At 38.6% G+C, this 24,379-nt stretch carries 23 protein-coding genes; 20 read left to right on the top strand and 3 right to left on the bottom strand.

Going from position 1 to position 24,379, the window contains the following annotated elements; all coding sequences use genetic code 11:
- The first annotated feature begins 45 nt into the window (after positions 1-45).
- The 10 genes from trpE to GSM42_RS02255 all read left to right on the top strand — a co-directional run bounded on the left by trpE (position 46) and on the right by GSM42_RS02255 (position 11,116).
- The gene (gene trpE / locus GSM42_RS02300) at positions 46-1,545 is read left to right on the top strand and encodes an anthranilate synthase component I (protein WP_237446427.1); all 1,500 of its coding nucleotides are present in this window, start codon (positions 46-48) and stop codon (positions 1,543-1,545) included.
- A 15-nt stretch (positions 1,546-1,560) separates the two neighbouring features.
- Positions 1,561-2,589, top strand: a complete 1,029-nt coding sequence (gene trpD, locus GSM42_RS02295) for an anthranilate phosphoribosyltransferase (protein ID WP_160799606.1) — start codon at positions 1,561-1,563, stop codon at positions 2,587-2,589.
- A complete protein-coding gene (gene trpC / locus GSM42_RS02290; RefSeq protein WP_160799605.1) occupies positions 2,579-3,361 on the top strand; it encodes an indole-3-glycerol phosphate synthase TrpC in 783 nt (260 codons plus the stop codon). The genes trpD and trpC overlap by 11 nt, the downstream gene beginning before the upstream one ends.
- Positions 3,348-3,995, top strand: a complete 648-nt coding sequence (locus GSM42_RS02285) for a phosphoribosylanthranilate isomerase (protein WP_160799604.1) — start codon at positions 3,348-3,350, stop codon at positions 3,993-3,995. The genes trpC and GSM42_RS02285 overlap by 14 nt, the downstream gene beginning before the upstream one ends.
- The gene (trpB, locus tag GSM42_RS02280) at positions 3,976-5,163 is read left to right on the top strand and encodes a tryptophan synthase subunit beta (RefSeq protein ID WP_160799603.1); all 1,188 of its coding nucleotides are present in this window, start codon (positions 3,976-3,978) and stop codon (positions 5,161-5,163) included. The genes GSM42_RS02285 and trpB overlap by 20 nt, the downstream gene beginning before the upstream one ends.
- Positions 5,160-5,954, top strand: coding sequence for a tryptophan synthase subunit alpha (gene trpA, locus GSM42_RS02275; protein WP_160799602.1), 795 nt, complete (start codon positions 5,160-5,162; stop codon positions 5,952-5,954). The genes trpB and trpA overlap by 4 nt, the downstream gene beginning before the upstream one ends.
- A gap of 34 nt (positions 5,955-5,988) precedes the next feature.
- Entirely contained in the window at positions 5,989-7,098 is a 1,110-nt protein-coding gene (gene hisC / locus GSM42_RS02270) for a histidinol-phosphate transaminase (RefSeq protein ID WP_160799601.1), read from the top strand.
- The gene (locus GSM42_RS02265; RefSeq protein ID WP_160799600.1) at positions 7,095-8,228 is read left to right on the top strand and encodes a prephenate dehydrogenase; all 1,134 of its coding nucleotides are present in this window, start codon (positions 7,095-7,097) and stop codon (positions 8,226-8,228) included. Before hisC ends, GSM42_RS02265 begins: the two co-directional genes overlap by 4 nt.
- Positions 8,212-9,495, top strand: a complete 1,284-nt coding sequence (gene aroA, locus GSM42_RS02260) for a 3-phosphoshikimate 1-carboxyvinyltransferase (protein ID WP_160799599.1) — start codon at positions 8,212-8,214, stop codon at positions 9,493-9,495. The genes GSM42_RS02265 and aroA overlap by 17 nt, the downstream gene beginning before the upstream one ends.
- A 556-nt stretch (positions 9,496-10,051) precedes the next feature.
- Positions 10,052-11,116, top strand: a complete 1,065-nt coding sequence (locus tag GSM42_RS02255; protein WP_160799598.1) for a hypothetical protein — start codon at positions 10,052-10,054, stop codon at positions 11,114-11,116.
- Between the two features lie 872 nt (positions 11,117-11,988).
- On the opposite strand, the gene GSM42_RS20490 is transcribed toward GSM42_RS02255, so the two are convergent.
- From GSM42_RS20490 to GSM42_RS02240, 3 genes are all read right to left on the bottom strand, one after another.
- Positions 11,989-12,081: an NADPH-dependent FMN reductase gene (locus tag GSM42_RS20490; protein WP_237446426.1), complete on the bottom strand. Its 93-nt coding sequence runs from the start codon at positions 12,079-12,081 to the stop codon at positions 11,989-11,991.
- Between the two features lie 600 nt (positions 12,082-12,681).
- Positions 12,682-14,310, bottom strand: coding sequence for a M20/M25/M40 family metallo-hydrolase (locus GSM42_RS02245; RefSeq protein WP_160799597.1), 1,629 nt, complete (start codon positions 14,308-14,310; stop codon positions 12,682-12,684).
- A gap of 62 nt (positions 14,311-14,372) precedes the next feature.
- A complete protein-coding gene (locus GSM42_RS02240) occupies positions 14,373-15,113 on the bottom strand; it encodes an IclR family transcriptional regulator (protein ID WP_160799596.1) in 741 nt (246 codons plus the stop codon).
- 417 nt (positions 15,114-15,530) lie between these two features.
- Here GSM42_RS02240 and GSM42_RS02235 point away from each other — a divergent pair, with 417 nt between their 5' ends.
- The 10 genes from GSM42_RS02235 (at position 15,531) to qcrB (ending at position 24,374) form a co-directional block, all read left to right on the top strand.
- Positions 15,531-16,583, top strand: coding sequence for an ABC transporter substrate-binding protein (locus tag GSM42_RS02235; protein WP_160799595.1), 1,053 nt, complete (start codon positions 15,531-15,533; stop codon positions 16,581-16,583).
- Entirely contained in the window at positions 16,559-17,683 is a 1,125-nt protein-coding gene (locus tag GSM42_RS02230) for an ABC transporter ATP-binding protein (protein ID WP_160799594.1), read from the top strand. Before GSM42_RS02235 ends, GSM42_RS02230 begins: the two co-directional genes overlap by 25 nt.
- Positions 17,680-18,519 carry an ABC transporter permease gene (locus GSM42_RS02225; protein WP_160799593.1) on the top strand — a complete coding sequence of 280 codons (840 nt, stop codon included), beginning with the start codon at positions 17,680-17,682 and terminating at the stop codon, positions 18,517-18,519. Before GSM42_RS02230 ends, GSM42_RS02225 begins: the two co-directional genes overlap by 4 nt.
- A complete protein-coding gene (locus tag GSM42_RS02220) occupies positions 18,500-19,288 on the top strand; it encodes an ABC transporter permease (protein ID WP_160799592.1) in 789 nt (262 codons plus the stop codon). Before GSM42_RS02225 ends, GSM42_RS02220 begins: the two co-directional genes overlap by 20 nt.
- Positions 19,289-19,304: 16 nt before the next feature.
- Positions 19,305-20,171 (top strand): agmatinase, encoded by an 867-nt coding sequence (gene speB / locus GSM42_RS02215; RefSeq protein WP_202404720.1) that lies wholly within the window; start codon positions 19,305-19,307, stop codon positions 20,169-20,171.
- A gap of 619 nt (positions 20,172-20,790) precedes the next feature.
- Complete coding sequence (locus tag GSM42_RS02210) at positions 20,791-21,915, top strand: hypothetical protein (RefSeq protein ID WP_160799591.1); 1,125 nt, start codon at positions 20,791-20,793, stop codon at positions 21,913-21,915.
- 58 nt (positions 21,916-21,973) lie between these two features.
- A complete protein-coding gene (locus GSM42_RS02205; RefSeq protein WP_160799590.1) occupies positions 21,974-22,522 on the top strand; it encodes a ReoY family proteolytic degradation factor in 549 nt (182 codons plus the stop codon).
- Between the two features lie 60 nt (positions 22,523-22,582).
- Positions 22,583-23,005, top strand: coding sequence for a DUF2487 family protein (locus GSM42_RS02200; RefSeq protein ID WP_160799589.1), 423 nt, complete (start codon positions 22,583-22,585; stop codon positions 23,003-23,005).
- 174 nt (positions 23,006-23,179) lie between these two features.
- Positions 23,180-23,671, top strand: coding sequence for a QcrA and Rieske domain-containing protein (locus GSM42_RS02195; protein WP_338055203.1), 492 nt, complete (start codon positions 23,180-23,182; stop codon positions 23,669-23,671).
- Between the two features lie 31 nt (positions 23,672-23,702).
- Positions 23,703-24,374, top strand: a complete 672-nt coding sequence (gene qcrB / locus GSM42_RS02190; RefSeq protein ID WP_160799588.1) for a menaquinol-cytochrome c reductase cytochrome b subunit — start codon at positions 23,703-23,705, stop codon at positions 24,372-24,374.
- Positions 24,375-24,379: the final 5 nt, after the last annotated feature.

Raw genomic sequence — 24,379 nt, 5'->3', positions numbered from 1 at the left:
CTCTATATCCTTATCTCTCCTAACATTATAGGAGGGAAAGTCCATTTGATCTATCCAACCAAAACGGAAGTACTTCAGTATGCAAAGCAATATTCTCATATCCCTATATGCAAAAAAATCCAAATAGACACCGTCACACCTATTCAATTGTTTCATGCACTCGAAAAGGATGAGTATTCTTTTCTTTTGGAGAGTGTAGAAGGGGATCAAAAGTTCTCGCGTTATTCCTTTATGGGGTCGCATCCATATCAAACACTAACTGGAAAAGATAGTATGCTCACTGTGACATCAGCGGATAAGATAAAGGTATTTCCAGCTGATGACCCCCTGCCATTTTTAAATAAATTATTAGAAGAGAGCACATCTCCACAGTACGATGGGTATCCTCCATTTCTTGGAGGGGCTGTAGGATATTTTAGTTATGAATTGATTCAAGCTTTTGAAACAAATTCACCACTCACCAATCCTGCTGGAAAAACAAAAGCATATGATACACATTTGGCGTTTTATGATCGACTGATTGTATTTGATCATCAGGAGCAGGTTCTGTATCTGGTCATGCATGTGGTGACTCACAATGGTGAGGTCACCGACTACGAAAAAGTAGTAGACGCACTAGATAAATGGAAAGATCAATTGCAACAATCGCAACCAAAGATTGATCCATTACCAACTTTAGTCCGTGAGGAAGTCGATTTTAGCAATGTCACTTCTAATTTTACACGGGAAACTTTCTGCAAAGCAGTAGAGAAAGCAAAGGACTATATTCGTGCAGGAGATATTTTTCAAGTAGTGCCATCACAAAAATATACAGTGGAGGGTACGCCTGATCCGATGATGGTATATCGGATTTTACGGTATTTAAATCCCTCCCCTTATATGTACTACTTACAATTAGGGGAAGAAAAAATTGTGGGAACATCGCCTGAGATATTGGTGAGAGTGCAAAATCGTATAATAGAAGTAAGACCGATAGCGGGTTCTCGTCCAAGAAGTCAAGATGCGATACGAGATGAGGAACTCGCGAAAGAATTGTTGGCTGATCCCAAAGAAAATGCAGAGCATGTGATGTTAGTAGATTTAGGGAGAAATGATGTTGGGCGTGTTTCCACGTATGGTTCCGTTCAAGTAACAGCTTATAAGCACATAGAACGTTATTCACATGTCATGCACATCGTATCACAAGTAACCGGAGAACTTTCCCCACAGAAAACTCCACTTGATGCTTTTCGTGCTTGTTTTCCAGCTGGGACAGTTTCAGGCTCCCCTAAGATAAGAGCAATGGAGATCATTGCGGAGTTAGAACCGGAAGCACGTGGAATATATGCAGGTGCTGTAGGATATTTTGACTTTGCAGGTAATATAGATACTTGTATTGCTATTCGTACGATTTATTTTCGAGATAACAAGGCATATGTACAGGCTGGAGCAGGCGTTGTTTATGATTCTAACCCAGATAAAGAATACGAGGAAACACAGCATAAAGCTAGTGCAATGCTACTAGCGATTCAGTTAGCAAAAGCGGCGAAAATATATGCATCGTAAGGGGGAGACAGCAATATGTTTTTAACTTTACTCAATCAATTATTAGAAGGAAAAAACTTGACCCAAAAAGATACATTTTTCCTCATGGAACAGATGATGAGCGGTTCATTAAACGATGCTCAAATAGCTTCTCTTCTCACCGCTTTACGAATAAAAGGAGAAACTGTTGAGGAGCTTATTGGTCTAGTAGAAGGAATGAGGGCGTATGCGACTCCACTTCCCCATGTAATAGTTGATAGTGTAGACACTTGCGGTACAGGTGGAGATGGTGGAAAAACGTTTAATATTTCCACAGCAACTACATTTGTTGCTGGAGCAGCTGGTGTTTCGATTGCCAAACACGGCAACCGTGCAGTATCTAGCAAAAGTGGCAGTGTCGATGTGCTAGAAGAGTTAGGTATCTCACTGGAATTGTCTCCTGAAGAAGCAAGTGAACAATTACAAAAAACAGGTATATGTTTTATGTTTGCTCCTCAATATCACCCAGCAATGAAACATGTGATGCCTACACGAAAGGCATTAGGAATTCGGACTTGCTTTAATTTGCTCGGACCATTGGCTAGTCCTGCAGGAGTTCAACGTCAATTAATGGGAGTATTTTCTACCAAATATACGGAGAAAATGGCACAAGTTTTGCAAGCTCTTGGTACGAAACATGCGCTAGTTGTCGCAGGTTTGGATGGTCTTGATGAAATTACATTAACTGCGCCGACCCAAATTAGTGAACTGAGAAATGGAAAAGTAGATACCTATATCATTTCCCCTGAAGATTTGGGAATGGTACCTTGTTCCATGGATGAGTTAGAAGGCGGAACACCAAAAGAAAATGCAGCAATTATTTTAGATATTTTACAAGGGAAGAAAAGTGCGAAACGATCTATTGTAGAATTGAATGCAGCTGCAGTGCTTTATGTAGGTGGTAAAACAGATAGCTTGCAAGCTGGTATGAAAATGGCAGCAGATGTGATAGATTCTGGTTTGGCACTACAAAAATTGCAGGAAGTAGCCCAAAGCTCCCAAGAGGTGAAATCAAATGTTTCTTGAAAAGATGACAGCCATTAAACAAAAAGAGATAGCTATTCTGGAGAACAAATACACGATAAACGATTGGGACATAGCAACCTCTATGCCAAAAGGGCGTGCTTTTCGCGCATCGATAAGTTCATCTCCTTTTGCAGTTATTGCAGAAGTAAAACCAGCATCTCCGTCAAAAGGAGTTATTGCAGCTGATGTGAATCCAGTGGAACAAGCATTAAAATATGAAAGTGGCGGAGCAAATGTTATATCAGTATTAACGGAAACGGAATACTTTCATGGAAAACCTGAGTTCTTGACAAAAGTACAATCTGCAACAACAATACCAGTATTACGAAAAGATTTTATTTTGCATCCATTGCAAGTGCTAGAAAGTAAATTTCTTGGTGCGGATGTTATTTTACTCATCGTTGCATTTCTACAGAAGGAAGAGTGTGAGAAGCTAGCAAATTTAGCTCATCAGTTGGGTATGGAAGTTTTAGTTGAGATTCATGAGGAATCGGAAATAGAAACAGCTTTGAATGTTGGTGCGGATGTGATTGGGATTAACAACCGAAACCTCACATCGTTAGAAGTAGATTTAAAAACGACTGCAAGACTTCGTCCTCTGCTTCCGGACACACTCCCTATCATTGGTGAAAGTGGAATTCTTTCTATAGAAGATGCGAAAACTTTAGCAGCTGCAAAGATAAATGGTGTTTTAGTTGGAGAATACCTCATGCGACAATCTGATCCTGCTAAAGCGATAGAGGAATTGAAGATGGCAGGTGACCAACATTAATCCAATTTCGATAAAATATTGCGGCTTTCGAACAATAGAAGATGCAAAATTTGCGGCAACACTTCCGATCCAAGCAATTGGTTTTATACTTGTTCCCAATCGAAAACGGACGGTATCTTTGGAGCAAGTAGCAGAGATACTCCCCCATATCCCTAAACATATCCAAACAGTAGGTGTGTTTCAAAATCCAAGCTTAGTCGAAGTCAGCGAAGCTATTGCGATTGGATTAACGATGATACAGCTTCATGGTCAAGAGTCTCCCTCATTTTGCCAGCAGATCAAACAAAGATGGGATATTCCAATCATCAAAGTGTTCCCGGAAAGTAAAATAGAGGAAATTTCTTTCTTTAAAAGTTATATCGATATTATCTTATTGGACCATGCGGCAGGTGGAGCAGGAGTACCGATTGATTGGAGTCGTATTCCCAGTGCAAAAGCAATTGCCGATCAAAATAGTGTATCGTTATGGATTGCTGGTGGTTTAAACGAAACAAATATAGCAGATCTATACCATAACTATGAAATAGATGGAATAGACCTCTCGTCAGGAATTGAAATAGATGGACAAAAAAACAACCAAAAAATGATTGAGATTATAGAGAGGATGGACAGACATGGCAAAGTTAGAAAGTAGATTTGGGTCATTTGGTGGTCGGTTTGTGCCGGAAACATTGATGAATGCCGTTTTGGAGTTGGAAAAAGGTTTTGAAGCTGCCTTAGATGATCCTACATTCGAAACAGAGTTAAGAGATTTACTGAGAAATTACTCAGGAAGGCCAACACCATTGACATTTGCCAAAAGGTTAACGGAGTATGCAGGTGGAGCGGAAATATATTTAAAAAGAGAAGATTTAAATCACACTGGTGCACACAAAATTAATAATACCATCGGGCAAGCACTTCTTGCAAAAAGAATGGGGAAACGAAAGTTAATAGCAGAAACAGGAGCAGGACAACATGGAGTTGCATCTGCTACCATCGCGGCATTACTAGGTATGGAGTGTAAGGTGTATATGGGAGAAGAGGATGTCCGACGTCAAGCGCAGAACGTTTTTCGTATGGAGCTGTTAGGTGCAGAAGTAATTCCTGTGACATCAGGTTCTCGCACATTGAAAGACGCGACTAATGAGGCGATGCGTGCATGGGTTGCAGCAGTGGAAGATTCTTTTTACTTAATTGGTTCTGCTGTAGGACCACACCCATATCCACAAATGGTTAAATACTTTCAACGGGTAATCGGGGATGAAGCTCGTGCACAAATGTTGGAGCAGACAGGGAGTTTGCCAACAGATGTAATAGCATGTGTTGGTGGAGGTAGTAACGCTATTGGAATGTTTACTGCTTTTGTGGATGATTTGGCTGTGAAGATTCATGGTGTCGAAGCAGCGGGAAAAGGATTAGACACAGAGGAACATGCAGCGAGTCTAAGTTTGGGAAGACCAGGAGTTTTACATGGGTCTTATAGCTATATCTTACATGATGAAAATGGCCAAATTATCCCTGCTCATTCAATCTCAGCTGGATTAGATTATCCTGGAGTTGGACCTGAACATGCCTATTTAAAAGAGGTTGGCAGGGTGAGATATACAGCTGTCACAGATGAACAAGCTATGGAAGCGGTCAAAATATTATGCGAATTAGAAGGGATCATCCCTGCGATTGAATCAGCTCACGCTCTTTCTGAAGCAATTCGTTTGGCTTCCAATGGAAGTGTTGCAGAAAAAATTCTGGTCTGTTTGTCTGGACGCGGGGACAAAGATATGGGGACAATTCGAGAATATTTCAAGGGGGAGATCCAGTGAGTACATTAGCGAACGCATTTCAAACAAACATTACCAACCTCATTCCTTATATAGTTGCGGGGTATCCAACTCGTGAAGTCACGATTGAATTCATTCATCTCCTTGCTTCAGAAGGAGTTGCTGCAATTGAATTAGGTGTTCCTTTTTCTGATCCAGTAGCAGATGGCCCAATTATTCAATTAGCTGCGGAAAAAGCTTTGGAAAAAGGAGTTTCCCTTGCAGATGTTTTTTCCATTGCTCAGTCTGTTAGAGATCAAGGAAATGATGTACCACTTGTTTTATTTTCTTACTACAATCCACTCTTATCCTATGGTTTGAAGCAAGTGGCAGAAGAAGCGGCAAAATCAGGTTTTACTGGATTTATCGTGCCAGATCTCCCTTATGAAGAAAGCGATGCGCTCCGGATAGAATTGGAAAAAGTTGGTATATCATTGGTGCCATTAGTAGCTCCCACATCGGAAGAAAGAGTTGCAAAAATTACTTCAACCGCAAAGGGGTTTGTTTATTGTGTTTCATCCTTGGGAACAACAGGGGTAAGAAGTGAATTCGCTTCTAATTTAGATTCATTTTTACAGCAAGTACGGGCTACTAGCACTGTTCCTATTGCGGTAGGATTTGGAGTTTCTACTTCTACTCAGGTACAAGATTTGCAGAAAAAAGCAGATGGTGTCATTGTGGGCAGTGCGCTAGTAAAAAGAATCATGGATCTGGAACAAGAGTTAAGCAACGAAGATAAAAAGCAGGAAGCGCTCAATAGTATTCGCGGATTTGTAAAAGAACTTCTAAGCTAGTAAGATAGATAGAAAAGATTATTGGGGGATTATCATGTTATCAGCCAAAAAATCTATTCAAGACATACCAGTTTACCAACCAGGTAAGTCTTTAGAAGAAGTAAAAAGGGAACTTGGACTTGAAAATGTTATCAAATTAGCATCGAATGAGAACCCATTTGGATGTAGCTCAAAAGTGTGGGAATCTCTAATGAACGTAAAAGATCAATTTCATCTATATCCAGAGGACGATGCTCCGCTACTTAGACAAAAACTGGCTGAATCACTTGAAATCGACGAGCGTAGACTCGTGTTTGGCAACGGATCTGATGAAGTCATTCAAATGATAGCACGAGCTTATTTGGAGCCAGGTACAGAATCCGTGATGGCAGTTCCCACTTTCCCCCGTTACGAAACAGCAACACGGATTGAGGGAGCAAAAAAAGTAGAAATACCGCTCAAAAATGGTACACATGATCTAGAGGCAATGTTACAAGCTGTTAATGATCAAACTCGTGTAATTTGGGTGTGTAATCCAAATAATCCATCTGGTACATTTGTTAATCATGAAGCATTAAGTTCCTTTTTGGACCGATTGCCGGATCATGTTTTAGTTGTATTAGACGAAGCATATGTGGAGTATGTAACAGATGATACTTTCCCAGATTCGCTATCCTTACTCGATTACAACCCTAGAATCGTTGTATTACGTACTTTTTCTAAAATATATGGATTAGCATCATTTCGCGCCGGTTATGGCATCGCACATCCTGATGTTATCCAGCAACTATCAAGAGTTCGTGAACCATTCAACTTAAATCGCTTGGCACAATCTGCAACCCTTGCGGCTGTTGAGGATGAAACCTTTGTAGTATATTGCCGTAACCAAAATCGATTGGGCTTGAAACAAGTGATGAACCAATTGGATGAATGGAATATATCTTATTTCCCTTCACAAGCAAATTTCTTACTTATCGATACTGGATTTAATGCAGACGAAGCATTTCAGTATCTTTTAAAACGTGGTGTCATTGTTCGTTCTGGAAATGCATTAGGATTTCCTACGTATTTGCGGGTTACGATTGGTAAGAAAGAAGAAAACGAGGCATTTCTGGCTGGATTACACGGTTTTTTGCAGGAAAAACAAAGTAGGATCACAATATGAACAAGAAGATTGCAATCCTCGGTGTGGGCTTAATTGGAGGGTCTCTGGCTTTTTCATTTAAAGAAAGAACCGACTATCGAGTGATTGGATTTGATACATCAGAAGCTACAATAGATCAAGCGATTACCCTTGGAGCGGTTGATGAAGGTCACACCTCTTTACCAGAAGCGGTGGTAAATGCAGATTATATTATCATCGCTGTTCCAGTAGGACAAATAGGACTCTATATCAATCAATTAGCTAATCTTCCATTGAAAAAAGGAGTAATTGTTAGTGATGTTGGCAGTACAAAAGCAGAAGTTACCAAATACGGGAAAATATTAAAAGACAAAGGATATTCCTTTATCGGTGGTCATCCCATGGCGGGATCTCATCGCTCTGGTGTTCAAGCAGCACATGCATTGTTGTTTGAGAACGCCTACTATGTCCTTACACCAGAGCCGGATTCTTCTCTTTCCGATGTGGAAAAGTTGAGCCACTTATTAAAAAAGGCAACTCATGCCCAATTGGTTGTGATGGATGCAGAGTATCATGATAAAGTGGTAGGTGCAATTAGTCATCTGCCACATGTCATCGCGACTGGGTTGGTTGCTCAAGTCGGAAATTATAACGATGCCAATGGCTGGTTTCACCGATTAGCGGCCGGCGGATTTCGTGATTTGACCAGAATTGCTGCTAGTCATCCAGTCATGTGGAGAGATATATTACTTAGTAATCGAGAGGAAATGCTCCCTCTTTTGGATGATTGGATCAAACAAATGACTAATTTTAGGCAGGCTATAGATCGTGGAGATGCAGATTGGATTGAAGCAATATTTGCTCGCTCCCGTGATCTTAGACAAGGATTACCAGATAAGAAGAAAGGCTTGCTTACACCAATTTATGAATGTTCGATCAATATTCCGGATGAACCAGGGATTATTGGTCAAGTTGCTACATTGCTTGGGGAGCATGAAGTGAACCTTAGTAATATCCATATTATGGAAAATAGAGAAGAGATGCATGGGATACTTCGACTTACTTTCCGTAAATTAACCGATTTTGAACGTGCTATTCCCATTTTAGAGGCTGCTGGTTATTCCACATATACCGAAAATTCGAAGGAGGTCGATCATGTCCACCTTAACTAGTAATCGTATAAAACCTTTTCGTAAGACAATAACAGTCCCTGGTGATAAATCCATTTCTCACCGTGCTATCATGTTTGGTTCGATAGCAGAAGGAATTACAACAATAGAAGGGTTCCTACCTGGCGCAGATTGCCTTTCAACCATTGCTTGTTTTGAGAAACTTGGTGTCCAAGTAGAACGTACTTCAGCAACTAGTGTACGAGTAGTTGGAAAATCAATCAATGGATTAAGACAGCCAGCTTCCATTTTGGATGTTGGTAATTCTGGTACAACCATTCGTTTGATGATGGGAATATTAGCTGGAGCATCTTTTAGTAGTACGCTCGTTGGAGATTCATCGATTGGAAAAAGACCAATGGATCGTGTAGTAAATCCACTACGTCAGATGGGAGCTGTCATCGATGGAAAAGAGGATGGGAGATATACCCCGCTCACCATCGAGGGCTCTTTTTTGCAAGGTATCACTTATCAAAGCCCTGTATCCAGTGCACAAGTGAAATCAGCGATTCTGCTTGCCGGACTTTCTGCTTCTGGTACTACTACGGTATTAGAGCCAGCTGTCTCTCGTGATCATACAGAGCGGATGCTGAGTGCTTTTGGAGTACAAGTAAATCGCCAATTCAATGAGGCAAGTATCAAAGGGGAACAACAACTTTCCGCAACTCATGTAACAGTCCCAGGAGATATATCATCGGCAGCTTTCTTCCTTGCAGCAGCTCTGATGGTTCCAAGCAGTATGATTACAATCGAGAAAGTAGGTTTAAACCCAACTCGCACAGGGATCATTGATGTGTTTCGTGCGATGGGAGCAGAAGTAACAGTGGATGAACAGCAAGAATCTTCTGGTGAGCCGATCGGTTCTATTACCATTACCAGTGATGGACTAAAAAGAATAGAAATTGGTGGAGAATTAATACCACGTCTAATAGATGAAATACCAATCATTGCAGTAGTAGCAACCCAAGCAAAAGGAAAGACAATTATCCGAGATGCAGCAGAACTAAAAGTGAAAGAAACCAATCGGATTTCAACTACCGCAAATGAACTTCGCAAATTAGGTGCTCAGATAGAGGAAACGGAAGATGGTTTGATCATTGAAGGTCCAACTCCGTTACAAGGTGGGATTTGTGATAGTCATGGAGATCATCGAATTGGAATGGCGATGGCAATTGCAGGACTTGCAACAGAGGAGGCAGTTGTTGTAAACGGGGCAGATGCCATTCAAGTTTCCTTTCCTGGGTTTTATGAGTTGTTAAAACAATTATAAAAATTTCAAGATTGGGACTTGTCACTCCTAACTGCTCTAGGTTAGGTTAGAGGACACAAGAGTCATTATTTGATGATATTGAAATTCCGTGTACGAATTGCCACGTCTACTGTGTGATGTCTATTGCTTTAAAAGCAATAGTTTTTTTGCGGTTACTCGTCCTGTAAGAAAGGCACTGTTGGTCAGGAAAATGTGATCTTCTAAAAACTCGAAGAAATCTAAGTGAAAAAACCAAATCTCCCATTTACGAGGATTCAAATGGGAGATTTGGTTTTTCGTTGTTTTATGAAAGTAAATCAATAGATGAATTAAGGAGTCACATACCCTCTTAGCGAAAATTTATATTCTGATATATGTTAGATATGATTTTACAGACATTGTACAACAGAATGATTTTATATGAATAATTATGTGCTTGTATTCAAGTATAAAGGTGTTTTTTTATCTTCTTTTGATATAAAAAATAAAATACCGAATAGAAGTATGCGTTTACATATTTTTTTATTATAATAAACATGAATAATGATTTTGTTTTTCACCTTAGGGAGGGCATCTTATGGCGAATAGGAAAAGTTTATTAGTTGGAAGTTTACCTTTTAAAAACGAAAAGGAAGCAATGGAGCTGGCTGTGGAAGCTTTACATGATTCGCTGATTAGTCTACCAGATGGAGAAATTGGCGAAAAAACGGAACAATACCCTGAAGGAAGTAGAACGGCTTGGGCAATGAATGTGATTGATATGTGTATTGCTGATTCCACTAATTGGGATATAGTACAAGAGGGAAAACTGTTACCAAATGGATTTCCTGTGGACTATGATACTCTGTATAAACTTCGTCCTAAGCATTCTCCTGAAGAAATTGCAAAGTATCTGAATTTTGGATACTTCGATACATATATGAAAAGTTATCACTTGTATCAAGAACTAAGAAAAAAGAAAAACCTTCAAAATGTACCTTTTCAAGTAGGAGTACCTACCGGAATGGCAATGTCTCTGCATATGCTAGAACCTGAAAATATTTTCCGTTATTTCGATGCTTTTAATGAGCGATTGGCTTATGAAATGAATCAAATCATTGACTACACAAATAATGATATCGTAATTCAGATCGAATGTCCTGCTGAAATAGGGCTTGTATATGCGAATCCTCCTCAAGTAGAATTTGCGATAAGTAGTATACTGGGGTTGGTAAATCGATTAAACAACTCAGTAAAAATCGGTATTCATTTTTGTTATGGAGATTTAAACAACAAAGCATTGGTACGCCCAGAGACTCTAGAGAGAATGACCGATTTTGCAAATGCATTTATATCTCAATGGCCCAAAAACAAGGAGCTTAGTTACATTCATTTCCCACTAGCAGAAGGCAATGAAGGACCTAGATTGAATAGTGACTACTATAAACCCCTTGGTAAAATCCAGTTGCCAAAACATACACGTTTTGTTGCTGGCTTTGTACATGAAAAAAGAAATGCAGATGAATTAAAACAGATCCTTCATCATATTGAATCTATACGAAAGCATGAAGTAGATGTCGCTTGTTCTTGTGGTATGGGGAGAAGAAAGGCAGAAGTGGGATTACAGTTGATGACATTGATGAAACAATTGGTAGAAGCGTGAGCTCAGAGACCTCATCTTTTCTATCTTTATTCAAAAAACGACAGAAACTATTATGCTATGTCTGCCTCGAAAGTAGCATAATCATTAAAAAACAAGCCTAACTAGGCTTGTTTTCTGTGTTTTCATATTTAAAATGTCTTGCTCCTGTTTACTAGTAACACTTGCTTTCTAGTATTCACTTTTCTTAATTTGATGGGATGTACGATGACCCCAATAAAGTTAGTTCCCCCGAATTTGATGCCACACAGTTACCATATCGATCCACGCTATTCACTTTTATTCCAAAACGACGTAATAAATGTATAGTTTCTATGTTACGTAGTTCTATTCACTCTTTAGCATCTCCTTCATTTTATTATTGTTCCATCCAATATTTCGAAAAACCAATTTAGATTTTATTTATGAATAGAGACAAAGGAATACAATTGGCTAATGCTGTAAACCCCGCATCGCTTGGATGAAGATGGTCACCAAAATCATAAGAGGGAAGCAGTTGTTTTGGATTTTGCGGATCTGCTAGTGCACGTCCAAGATGAAACGTCTCCTTTGGATGTGAAAAAATTTAATATGTTGTTTTTCCAGCATTATTACGTTGCTAAAACGTAACATATTAGAGGGAAGGAGTTCTGCTAGATTGTTGTCATTGATGTTGTAGCTAGCTTTCTAGACAAATCTACAAAATGATTGACAACATCCTGAACTCTGTTTTTCATTTCCTCATCTGATGAAACGTCATTCGAATCATGCATTGAATCCATATCCAATCGAAATCGATTCAGAACAGTTAATTCCTTGTAAATTTGGTAAGTCTGCAAATGAGTAAGAGAGCTTACTTCAAGTGGACCGCCTGCGGAGTTTACAGAAAGCACGGCTTACCTGAAACTTGATCTTGAGCTGATATAGTCCACGGCGTTTTTCAATGCACTTGATATAGAACCATGGTACTCTGGGGTAGCTAGAACCAAAGCATCCCGTTTTTAACTTCTTCCAATAAACGTTGCATACTTGGATGGAAGTTCCAGTTATCTGCTGAAAAAGTGATAGTTGTAGTTCCGCTAGATCAACGAATGAAACCAAGATTTGCTTCGTTTTCAAAAGAAACTCGATATCTTGATATATTTAAGTAGATTCGTGCTAGATGTATTTACACGATTACTTCCAGCGATTAAAGTTATGTTTATTTTTCTATCACATTTTATTCTCCTCTGGTTAGTAGTTGTAGTGAGACAGATTTACTTGTCGTGTCAAGCGGTTTAAAAATTTTTATGATTGGAAAATGATATATTTAAATCGACAGATGGGCGTTTGTTAAATAATCTCTGTATGACTCTTGATATGTCTAGATTCGGAGTTATGAAGCATCTAAGTATATGGGAAAAGGCAAGAAAAGAATGCTAAGGAGCAAGATATTAGTATTTTTGATGAAGACGAGTTGTATCACCTTGGTTTGTGGCATCTCTTTTTGAATAGACAGAGTATTAATCTTAAAATATGTAACCGTTCTTGGAGAACGGTTACATATTTTATATTTTGCTTTCATCTAATTGTAGAAATTCTGGACAATATTATACTTCTTCAAGTAGTTTATGGATGCAAGTTGGTAAAAGCTCTGTTAGTATTTCAGCTGTATATTTTAGATCTAATCGTTCTGTGCGCTGATGAGCATCTTTTCCAACAGAACCGAGATTAATTACAGGAATATTAAATTGTTCCAGTTCCTGCAACGGTACGGAATATCCCTTTTCCCACATTGGCATATTCGTCACAAAAGGTTGTAGCGATTCAATCGGATATTGCAAACCGACATAGCTCAAATCCGAAATGCCACCAAAATAATTGATTTTTTGCAGAGAAATATGATGAGTTTCTTTCGCATGCTGAATCATTTCTTCTGTAACTTGCTGGATCAAAGGATGATTACGTGAGCAGATTGCTGGATAATAGGGAGGTGCAAAGAAAAGCACGATCATTGGTGCTAGTTCTTTACATAGAATCGAGAGTTCATCAACTAACTCGATTGTTACATCTCGTTCATCTAAGTCCGATCCTTTTTGTTCCAAAATACGTTTTTCTAATTGCTCAACGTGTGGTTGACCATGTGTTTCAACGGCATAGTGTAATAAATCCTGATACGTAAGGACACGAACATCTACGCTTTGCGGAGTATACGGTTCGTATTTTACATAATTCTTTGCCTGTATTTCATAGGTTTGTTTGATATCTGTTGCTACCTTTTCTGCTGTTTTCAATAAGGAATGTACCAGATCATCCATTTTTTTTTCTAATACAAATAGATTAAACAATGTAACTGCACGATGAGGGATTTGAACAGAGTAATCTTTTTTTAGCCCTTTTTGAATGAGATTGGTAGGAGGTGGAGTTGCTTCACCTCCTACTACTTCACAAAAAGTTGTATTCAGTTCCATCTCACAGGTAATCTTGGAAGCCATGAAATTTGCATTTAATCCTAAAAAAGGTTCTCCGACATGAGTTTCATCTCCATAGCAGAGAAATCCAGGTAGTACTTTGCCAATCGTGCCAGTATAAATATATTTATTTTCATCTCCCGGAAATCGGGTGAACATCGACTCGGAATTTAATACAGCGCGATATTCAAGTTGATATTTTTTAGCGAATGCTAGAAGAGCAGGAACTGCTGACCTCATCCCTACAGAGTTCACTTCTTCATCAGGCACAGTTAATAACAATAGATTGCCATCAAACACGCCCTCAGTAGCTTGTTCAATCATCGACATATGCAGAGCCAATCCGCATTTCATATCCATCGTTCCACGGCCAAATAACCACTCGCTCGATTCCATTTCTTTGATTAGTTCCTCTGATAAATCTTCCTTAGCTTCATAAAACAAGTTGGTAATACCATCAACATCGAAAGCGCTTTCTTTCCATGTGCCATAATCTTCTACATCTACTACATCGAAATGACTAACGAGAATAACTGTTTTTCGGACATCTTCTGTTTGCTTTACTAATGCCATCACAGACTCTCGTCCATCCTCAGTCGGGCAAAGTTCAAGATGATCTGGATGTTGTTGAAAGTAAGGTAAAGTATTTAGTTGTCTTTGGACATATTTAGGAAATTCGATCTCTGCTTGAGAACCTGTAACACTTGGAATCGCAACGAGATCACAAAGTAAGTTTTTTAATTGTTCTTTTGTTTGCCATTTACCCATTTCCCATTCCCCTTTTTATTTTCCGTAATACGGAAACAACTTCCATAATATGAAGAAAAAAATTAATTCATTTTTCCAAGTCGCGTAGATATTTGCTCAGCTGTATATTTGACTCGTTCAATAAGATGAGTCAATCTGTTGTCTGTAATGTTATAACTTAAAATACCTATACTCAGTGCACCGATAATTTGATTGTGGTATCCGATAATTGGTGCAGCTATGGAGGCAGTTCCTTCCGTTTTTTCTCCATAACTGATCGCATAGCCCAATCGAGATATTTCCCCTAGTTGATCAAAAAGTTTATTACTTGTCATTGCATTTACTTGTAACTGATTTAAAATTCGCATAACTTCTTCTTTTGGCATACTCGCTAAAATTGTTTTATTCGCAGCACCGATAGTTAAAGGGATACGTTCTCCTAAATTATCAATGATACGTACTTTCAGAGGACTATCTACACGCTCAATAATGATGGAGTCTGTATGATTTGGAATGTTTAAGTAGATGCTTTCTTCTACTTCTAGGGATAACTGTTCCATGTATGATCTAGCAATAACCCGAAAATCTAAATTCTCCAGCATTTTCAAGCCGATTTCCATCCATTTATTCCCTATGCGATATTGTTTTGTTTCAGGGACTTGGGTGACTAGTTCATAACGAATCAAGCTACTTATCAAGCGGTGTACGGTACTCAAAGGCAGCTCCGTACGATCTGCTATTTCTGAAATGGGCCAACAAGTTTTGCTTTGATCAGAGGTTAAAAGTTGCATAATTTTCATCGCTCGATCAATTGATTGAACCATTGATTTTCCCCTTTGACTGAAAATAAACTACTTCTTTCTTTGTAACACAGACTTATATTTAAAATCAATATAGGTGTTTTCTTGAAAATATTTAATAAAAATTTAAAAAGATATATTTATAATATGGGAAATCATATATTAACGGGTGTTTGTAAATTGACTACTTTCAATTTGTATAATATCATTATCGAAATGAATAAAAATTTTTTATCCGAAAAATAAGACGAAAATAAATCGAAAGAATCTTGTTACTGAAAGCAGATCTAAATTTGAATGGGGGGATCATTCCAAAAATTATCGTTCTTTTATATTCCCCATACTTTTTATATTCACCATATAGAATAGATTTCCGTATTGCGGAAATAAATGAATTGAAGTTAATATTCACTCTATTTTTAAACAGAAGGGGACAAAAGCATGCATTTTATTAAGAGAAAAAATAAATATACTTACTGGATTTTCATGTTTGGAATAATCGCGTCGCTAATGTTTGTTCTTTCAGCTTGTGGGTCTTCTTCTGAATCAAAAGAGATTGTCGTTACTTCATTTGGCGGGAAGTATGATGAGGTATTTACGAAATATGTTGCAAAACCATTTGAAGAAAAAAATCCTGGTGTAAAGGTGAAGTTAGCTCCTTACACAGGTATTGCGAAGCTTTCGCAAGGCGGTGGATCATCGATTGATATTGTTCAATTGGATGATTTTGATATTATCGATGCTGCTAATAAAGGACTCTTATCTCCTTTAGAGAAAAAAGATTTTACTTCTTGGGACAAACTCTATGAACAAGCATTTTTGAATAGCAAAGATGGCAAAGTATTTGGGCTGACAAATGTATTTGGGGCTTGGGGAATTGCTTATAATCCAGAAAAAACAACAAAGCCAACTTCTTGGAATGACCTTTGGAGAACAGATGTCAAAGGGAAAGTAACAATGATGAGTCAATGGATTCCTGATATTTTAATGACGCAAAAAGCAACGAATACAACGATGGAGAATATGAATCCAGTTTGGGAGGCGTATAAAAAAATTACTCCATCCATCGCACAGTATTACTCCTCATTTTCAGCACCTGAAGCGCTCTTTAAATCCAATCAAGTAGTAATGGCTTCCTGGTTTGATGGTCGTGCTTTAGCTTTGAAAAAAGCAGGTACACCAATAGATTTTGTTATTCCAAAAGAAGGTGGAATTCTTATTCGGAGTGGGATGAGTGTTGTAAAAAACAGTAAAAACCAAGATTTGGCCAAAAAATTGATTGATTTTGCGATGACACCAGAAGCACAACAAGGGTTTGCAAAAGAGCTATACTATGGTCCTACAAACTCCACTGTAAAATTAGATGGTGATGTAGCTGACGATGTCGTTTATGGAAAAGATAAAATTAGCGGACTAACTACACCGGATTGGAACAATATTTTCACAAAACGAGAGGAATGGTTACTGAAATGGCAGGAAGTGACATCTCGCTAAAGACATCCATCTCCTTGGATTCCATCACGAAAATATACAAAGGCAATACAGTTATCGATCATATTGATCTGGATTTGCAAGAAGGTGAGTTTCTTTCTTTGTTAGGTCCGAGCGGATCTGGTAAAACTACTATTTTGCGAATGGTAGCAGGGCTCGTCACTCCAGATGAGGGGAAAGTGATTCTTCGGGGGGAAGACATCAGTTTTACCCCTCCGAATAAAAGAAATATGGGAATGGTATTTCAACAATACGCTTTGTTTCCTCATATGACTATACAAGAAAATGTTACTTATGGATTGAAAGCACGCAAGTTACCTAAAGCTGAGATAACAGAAAGAGTTCAAAAATATTTGGAGCTTGTAGATTTAAAACATTTAGCAGGGCGCAGGCCTCGTGAGTTATCAGGTGGACAACAGCAGCGGGTAAGTCTTGCTAGGGCATTGGCAGTGGAACCAGTAGTTCTCTTATTTGATGAGCCTCTTTCCAATTTAGATGTTCGTCTGAAAGAACAAATGCTAAAAGAAATTCGTCATCTGCATCGAAAGCTTGGGTTTACTGCAATATATGTGACACATGATCAAAACGAAGCACTTTATTTATCCGATAAAATCGCTGTTTTAAACAAAGGGAAGATCGAGCAATTTTCATCTCCTGAAGAAATATTAAAAAATCCAACTTCTGCATTTGTAGCTGATTTCTTCGGGTATACAAATCGTATCGAAAATGTAGTACTTATGGATGAACAAACAGCACAAATTGGAGATGTGAAGATTCCAGTTGGACATCTTGGAATAGATGCTCATCCAAATGACCAAGGATTTCTACTGTTGCGATTAAATGCAGCGCAAATCCTAGATCTCCAGAATCAACAAACTTTCATGGATGAAAAAGAAGCTACAGCCATTCGAGCAGAAATACGCGATAGTCGTTATTTGGGTGATGAAACAGAATTGCGATTACACATACGAGATGGCATTGAACAAGAGATAACGGTAAAGTTGCCACAAATGCTAACACCACTTCCTCCAGAAGGTATGCAGATACGATTCCGTTTTCAAGCCGAAGCAATCTGTTTCTATAAAGGAGACGGACGAACATGAATCGAATGCAGCGGTTTTATACGATGCTTGGTTGGATTGCCGTTTTGTATATGTTGTTGATGTTCATCTACCCAGTTCTAAAAGTGGTGATTACAAGTGTATGGGTAAATGGTCAGTTTACGTTTGATAATTACAAAACTATTTTTTCTACGGCGATTTATAGGCAAGTATTGGTCAAAACCTTATGGATATCGATTGTCAGTACGTTTATTACTTTGATCATCGGTTATGCTCTAGCAAATTTTATTGCGAAGCGACCAGCGAAAAAACAAGGTTTTTGGTTGATGATTGTGATTGCATCGATGTTCATGAGTTTAACAGTACGTTTGTTTGGCTGGATGATCGTGCTTGGTGAAAAAGGTCCTATCATTCAACTTTTTCGACTATTATTTGGTGAGAAACAAGAACTCACACTCATGTTTTCTTCTGTTGCAGTCATCATTGGGATCGTTCATTTTGTACTGCCTTTTGTGGTGCTTAATATTTATACGACGCTCAAAAAGATAGAGCCATCTCTTTCAGAAGCGTCCATCATGTTAGGAGCATCACCTATGCGTACATTTTGGAAAGTAATCTTTCCCTTATCTTTGCCTGGTGTGTATGCAGGTGCGTCGCTGGCTTTTTCTTTAGCTGCAAGTACTTTTCTTGTGCCTACTATTTTAGGAGGACCAAAAGATAGTCTGATGTCGAATCTTGCTTATAATTCAACGATCACAGTGGGGAATATGGGACTTGGTTCTGCGATTTCTTTTGTGTTACTCATTATTATTGTAGCAGTATTAATGGGGCTGAGTGCATTGGAAAGGAGAGGGCATCATGCTAGCGAAAGTAGGTAAGACAGTTACCTTTATTTATGTGACGATTATTTTGCTCTTTATTTTGGCTCCTCTTTTCATGATCTTACTCGTTTCCTTTAACCCTACCAATATGTTTCAGTTTCCACCTGATACGTTTAGTTTTCAGAACTACACGCAACTTTTTCAAGATGAACGAATTCTTTCATCCATTGGATTGAGTGTTTTTATCGGATTGGTCTCTACTATAATTGCTAGTTTTATTGGTCTATTTGCTGCCGTAGGGTTAGTACGAGGGAAACTACCAGGAAAAAATCTGTTAGAGTCGCTTTTTTTGGGACCATTAATTGTGCCTTTGGTTACGACAGGTATTGGTTTCTTGTTGATTTTCGTTCCTTTGGGTTTAGCTGGGTCACCAACTGCTATTATTTTAGCCCATTCTGTCGTGATTTCTCCTTATATTATTCGAATCTTAATTGCATCAATGCGACAATTTGATCCGGTGCAAGAAGAAGCGGCAATTGTACATGGAGCATCTCCTTTGTACGCCTTTGCTACCATCGTTTTCCCCCAGTTGTTACCTGCGTTACTCTCTGGCGCGATTTTGTCTTTCCTTGTCTCGTTAGACGAATACACAGTGACAGTGTTTCTCACCCAAGCAGAAACGGTAACACTTCCAATTCAAATCTATCAATTGGTGTCTGTGGATATCAATCCAGTCGTTACGGCTCTTGCAAGCGTGATGGTTATCCTTGCTTTTGTTTTGATCACCATATTAGAGAAGCGTTTGCAAATTCATAAGTATTTATAAAAAGAGGGTAATCGACATGTCAAAAAACTTTGGTATTCTAGGGTTTCCTTGGGATGGAGGAGCTTCACTTGGAAGACCTGGAGCTCGTTATGCTCCAAATGCAATCAGAGAATCTGCGAAATGGTTGCAAAATAGAATAACAGATAATCAAATATACGATGTAGAAAATAGAAAATTGATAGACTTAAAAGATCTGCAAATCATAGACTATGGTGATATTGATATCGTTGCATATAGTACAGATTTGACTTTTCAAAATGCAGAAGCAAAAGTGAGCAAAATTTTAGAGGATGGTTCTTTTCCTTTTATTTTAGGAGGAGATCATTCCATTTCGTATCCAGGAATAAAAGCACTACATGACCACTCCAAAGGAAAAGTGGGGATTATTCAATTTGATGCGCACTTAGATCTGGTAGATGATTCACCGATTCAAGGGCGATTTTCTCAGAGTAGCCAAATGCGTCGTGCATTGGAACTTCCTCATATTTCACCTGAGAATATTGTACAGATAGGGGTTAGAAGTTATAACTATCCATGGTACGCGGAGTATTTAGAGAATCAAGGGATTGTACAGATGACAGCACGAGAAGTACATCATATGAAAGCAAAAGAGGTTATAGAGAAGACATTAGAAGCGTGTAAAGATGTCGATGTAATTTACTTAACATTTGATATCGATGTATTAGACCCTGCGTTCGCTCCAGGATCAGGTGCAAACGAACCTGGTGGTCTAACCCCTGTCCAATGCTTTGAGATCCTAGACGGCTTATATGAACATATACATGCAATGGATATTGCAGAGGTTAACCCATTGTACGATCATCAAGATATAACCGTGAGTATTGGGGCAAAGCTTTTATTTGATTGTTTGACAAAAAGATGAATATCCAGAGAAACAGATTTTCTACGTGAGAAAAGATATTTACAACAGTTTACAAATAACTGACTCACCCCCTGTCTATTAAATCGGCACGGGGTGATAGGAGTCTTGATTAACTCCGTGGAATCTTGATCCCACGCTTGTTCATGACTTTCCTAACAGCGTGAAACTGATTCCAGGTCTCGTTCTTAGATTTGTCATTAAGTTCCGTCATCGCTAGTGCATACTTGACAGCGCGATATTCGTTTTGAAGTTCACTGTTATTGTATGTGAGATAAAGTTGAATGAACTCTTCTTCGTTCTGCATTTTTGTCCATTTCATGGGGGATTTTATCTGATTTTTACTGTAAGATTATACCACCTTTCAGCGATGAAGTACATTAAAGTTCATTTAGAATGAAATTTAATCTGTATAGAGCTAATATTGTAAAAACATTTTAAGAAAAACTTGATTTTTCCAAACTATCACTCTATACTATTCCTACAGTATGGTTTCTCTCTATTCCTTTCCATAATTTTTTACATGTAACCGTTTTCCGAAAGGACGGTTCTTTTTTTGTCTATCTTTCCCCTTTTTCGTCCAAACTGGAGCAAATAAGTTTGGTCGGAAGGGGAGTTTTTGTTGCGTATCGCAGAGTGGCTAACTTATACAAGTATCGAACAATTGAGGCAGCTTCATCGGACTTATCATGAAAATGAGATGATCACTCATTCTAAATATGATCTCATTCGATCTTTGTTGCCTAAATTAGGAAATAAAAGAAATTATCAGAAACAAGTGGAAGAACTCACAGATATAGAATCCCGTTTTTTGCAATTACTCGTTTTTGACACATCCCCTGCCTATACGATGGAAGAATTGCTTGCCAAAGGAAGAGCAGCACTTTGCCAAGAAGAGGGAGAACCCCGCAAGTTGATGGCTCAAGCAATAGGAAGAGGATGGCTGTTCCAAGGTTATTCTCACCACACACAATATCTGTACCATGTTCCAACGGATACAAGAAAACAGATGATCAATTGTTTATTGGAGCCATTTCGAGACGAGGTCATGATTCGACCGCCTCGTTATTATCGAGATGAGGAAAAGCAGATCACCAGAGATTTGTGGAATTTCCTTGTCTATTTAAATAAGCAAATTGTTAGAACAGCAGAGGGTGGGGGGATTTATCGTAATCAACTAAGACAAATGATGGATACTTTTTCCGTTTCAGAAGAATTACTGAGCGGAAAAGGACCACGCTTCGGGTTTGGACGTAGTTATCATCTTTATCCAGATCGATTCTCATTAATATATGATTTTACCTTTTATGAAAATTACTTTACCGAAGATTCCGATGGATATTTACGTTTAGTAGAACGAAATTTCGGGAATATATCTGATACCGATATGGAACTGATTATGTTCAAACTCTATCGGTTTTGGATTCGTTTGTATAGGCGACCAATCCCAAATCTACCTATTATCTTAAAATGGATTGGATCACTAGCACACCTTGGATGGTTTCCTGTTCTAACCGTAAAAAAAGTAGTATCTCCATGGCTGAGCCCCTTTTATTATGAAACAGTAGATTCATTGTTCACTCGTCTTTTGAAAATGTTAGGTCATTTAGGGGTTCTAAGGATAGGAGAAGAGAGTACAGGTGAACAATTTCTGACGCTTACTCCAACGGGTGTAAAAATCTTTTCGGATGTATCCGCTTTCCAAGAAAAAGTCATCGATATGGCTTTTATCAACGGTAGGGATTAGCTTTCTATTTGTCGAATAGATAATTACAACCGTGACGAATCATTGGGGAGGGCGGGAATTGAGCACCGTAACCGTTTCTGAGAAAAAGGAGTTTATTCATTGGTTTTTAGGGCATCATGAACTCCGTAAGCGAGAAGTAGCTTGGTTGCTGAGCTACCTATCTTCAAAAGAAGAACTGCTTGCAAAAGTTCATTTTGTGGAGCATGTGTCGTTACTGCCAAAGTCTATTATTATCTCAACCAAATGTTCAGACATGCCACCATTTCAGTTTTCTCGAAAAAAGCGTGTTGGTACAGATGTAGAAGCTGTCTTCTATGATCTGCAACTTTTCCCAAATGAAGATATATATATTGGGCTGTATTTTCAAGACAGGACATCATGTCCTAAATTTGCCGCCGTATTGGAGGGTAATCCCATGGAAAGACAAGACTTGGTGCAAGACCAACTACTTAGTCTGTTTGCGGAGTTGCTTCTCGATCAAGCGGTACGTCAGTTCCAAAAAAAGCAATTGTACGCTAAAATAGATGAATCCCTTGAGAATCAAGATAAAGATACTTTTCTAAAATTAAGTCAAGAACTAAGGAAACTGCTTGAAGAGAGCAAATAAGCAAACCTACAAGTAGCTCAGCTATGCTGAGCTTCCTTGTTGTTCGGAGGATGCATCCACATGCGGTTATTAGAGAAAAAAGAAACAAATTGGTCAACTATCGCCCCTTATCTGGATACGTTGTTACTTCCGGTTTATCACTATCAGATGGTACAAAAAGAGCTTTATTTAGAGGAAGCGAGTTTGATTGAGTACATAACAGAGGAATTGGAGAAAAGATTAATAGGGAGAATGCTATTGCTTCCTGCGTATAGCATGATTGGCAATGACTACAAGCTTTTGCAATGTATGGTGGATAATGCAAAGAAAGAATTGGTACATAGTGGATTTCATTATACCTTCTTGGTAATACTAGAAGGAAATTGGGAAGAGAATAGTTTGAACACACCTTTTCACCTTTTAACAGTAAAAAAAGAAGCAGAAAAAGAAATGGAATTAGAACGATTGTATGAAGAAGTGCTCCAAATCTGGCAATCTGCGTAACGAAAAAGGATTTTTTACTTTTTGTTTTAAAAAACAACCTATTTGATTCCTTGACTTTTGTTTTATCGTTTCGCTATCATGGATATGTCCTAGTAAAGTATTATCATGTCCTAATAGAGTAAGGTTCCAGTCCGTTGGACGGTGATGTTGTTATAGAGGGAGGTCGGACGTGTCGTGAGCAAGAAACTATCCCGTCGACAGTTTTTGACGTATACCTTAGGTAGTACGGCGGGTTTCCTAGGTGCGGGTATGCTGTTTCCTATGGTTCGTTTTGCTGTTGACCCTGCTCTTAAAAAGGGCGAAGGTGGTAATTTTGTCGATGTAAACCTACCACTTTCAGAAGTAACAGATAAACCAAAATCAGTTCAGTTTAAAGTACACAAAAAAGATGGTTGGTACTCATTTGATGAGGTACTGACCGCATGGGTTTTACGTGACAAAGGTAAGATCTTAGCTCTTTCCCCTGTCTGTAAACACCTAGGGTGTACAGTATCATGGGAGTCGAACCCTCAATTTCCAAATACTTTCTTCTGTCCTTGTCACTTTGGGCGTTATACCAAAGATGGTACGAATGTACCAGGTACGCCACCAGCTAAACCACTTGATCATTACGAAACAAAAGAAGCAAATGGAAAGCTATTAATAGGCCCATTATTGAAGACTTAATGAATGCTTTCTGATTGGAGGTGACGTGCTTATGTTACGCGCCATATACGACTGGGTGGATGAACGATTAGATATTACGCCTTTATGGCGTGATGTTGCGGATCATGAGGTTCCAGAACACGTGAATCCAGCTCATCATTTTTCGGCGTTTATTTACTGTTTTGGAGGACTTACTTTTTTTGTAGTAGTAATCCAAATATTATCTGGAATGTTTCTAGCAATGTATTACGTTCCTGATATTATTAATGCACATGCGAGTGTCAAGTTTTTACAAAATGAAGTAGCAATGGGCGCGATCGTTCGAGGTATGCACCACTGGGGAGCAAGCGTTGCCATTGTCATGTTATTTCTACACACACTTCGTGTCTTCTTTACAGGCTCATACAAACACCCACGTGAATTTAACTGGATTGTAGGTATGTTGATCTTTTTTGTGATGTTAGGCCTTGGTTTTACGGGTTATTTGTTACCATGGGATAATAAAGCATATTTTGCAACTAAGGTAGGGGTAGAGATTGCTGCATCTGTTCCATACCTAGGACCATACATTGCCACATTCTTGCAAGGTGGAGATATTGTAGGAGCACAAACGATTGCTCGTTTCTTCGCTCTTCATGTGTTTTTCTTCCCTGCAGCACTTTTAGGTTTACTCGGAGCACACTTTATTCTAATACGTCGTCAAGGAATTTCCGGACCACTATAAACTTC

Origin of the sequence: Shimazuella alba (assembly GCF_009831235.1) — a bacterium.
Classification (GTDB): domain Bacteria; phylum Bacillota; class Bacilli; order Thermoactinomycetales; family Thermoactinomycetaceae; genus Shimazuella; species Shimazuella alba.
Note: the sequence above shows the minus strand (reverse complement) of the source record. Positions and strands in the feature narration are given on the sequence as shown.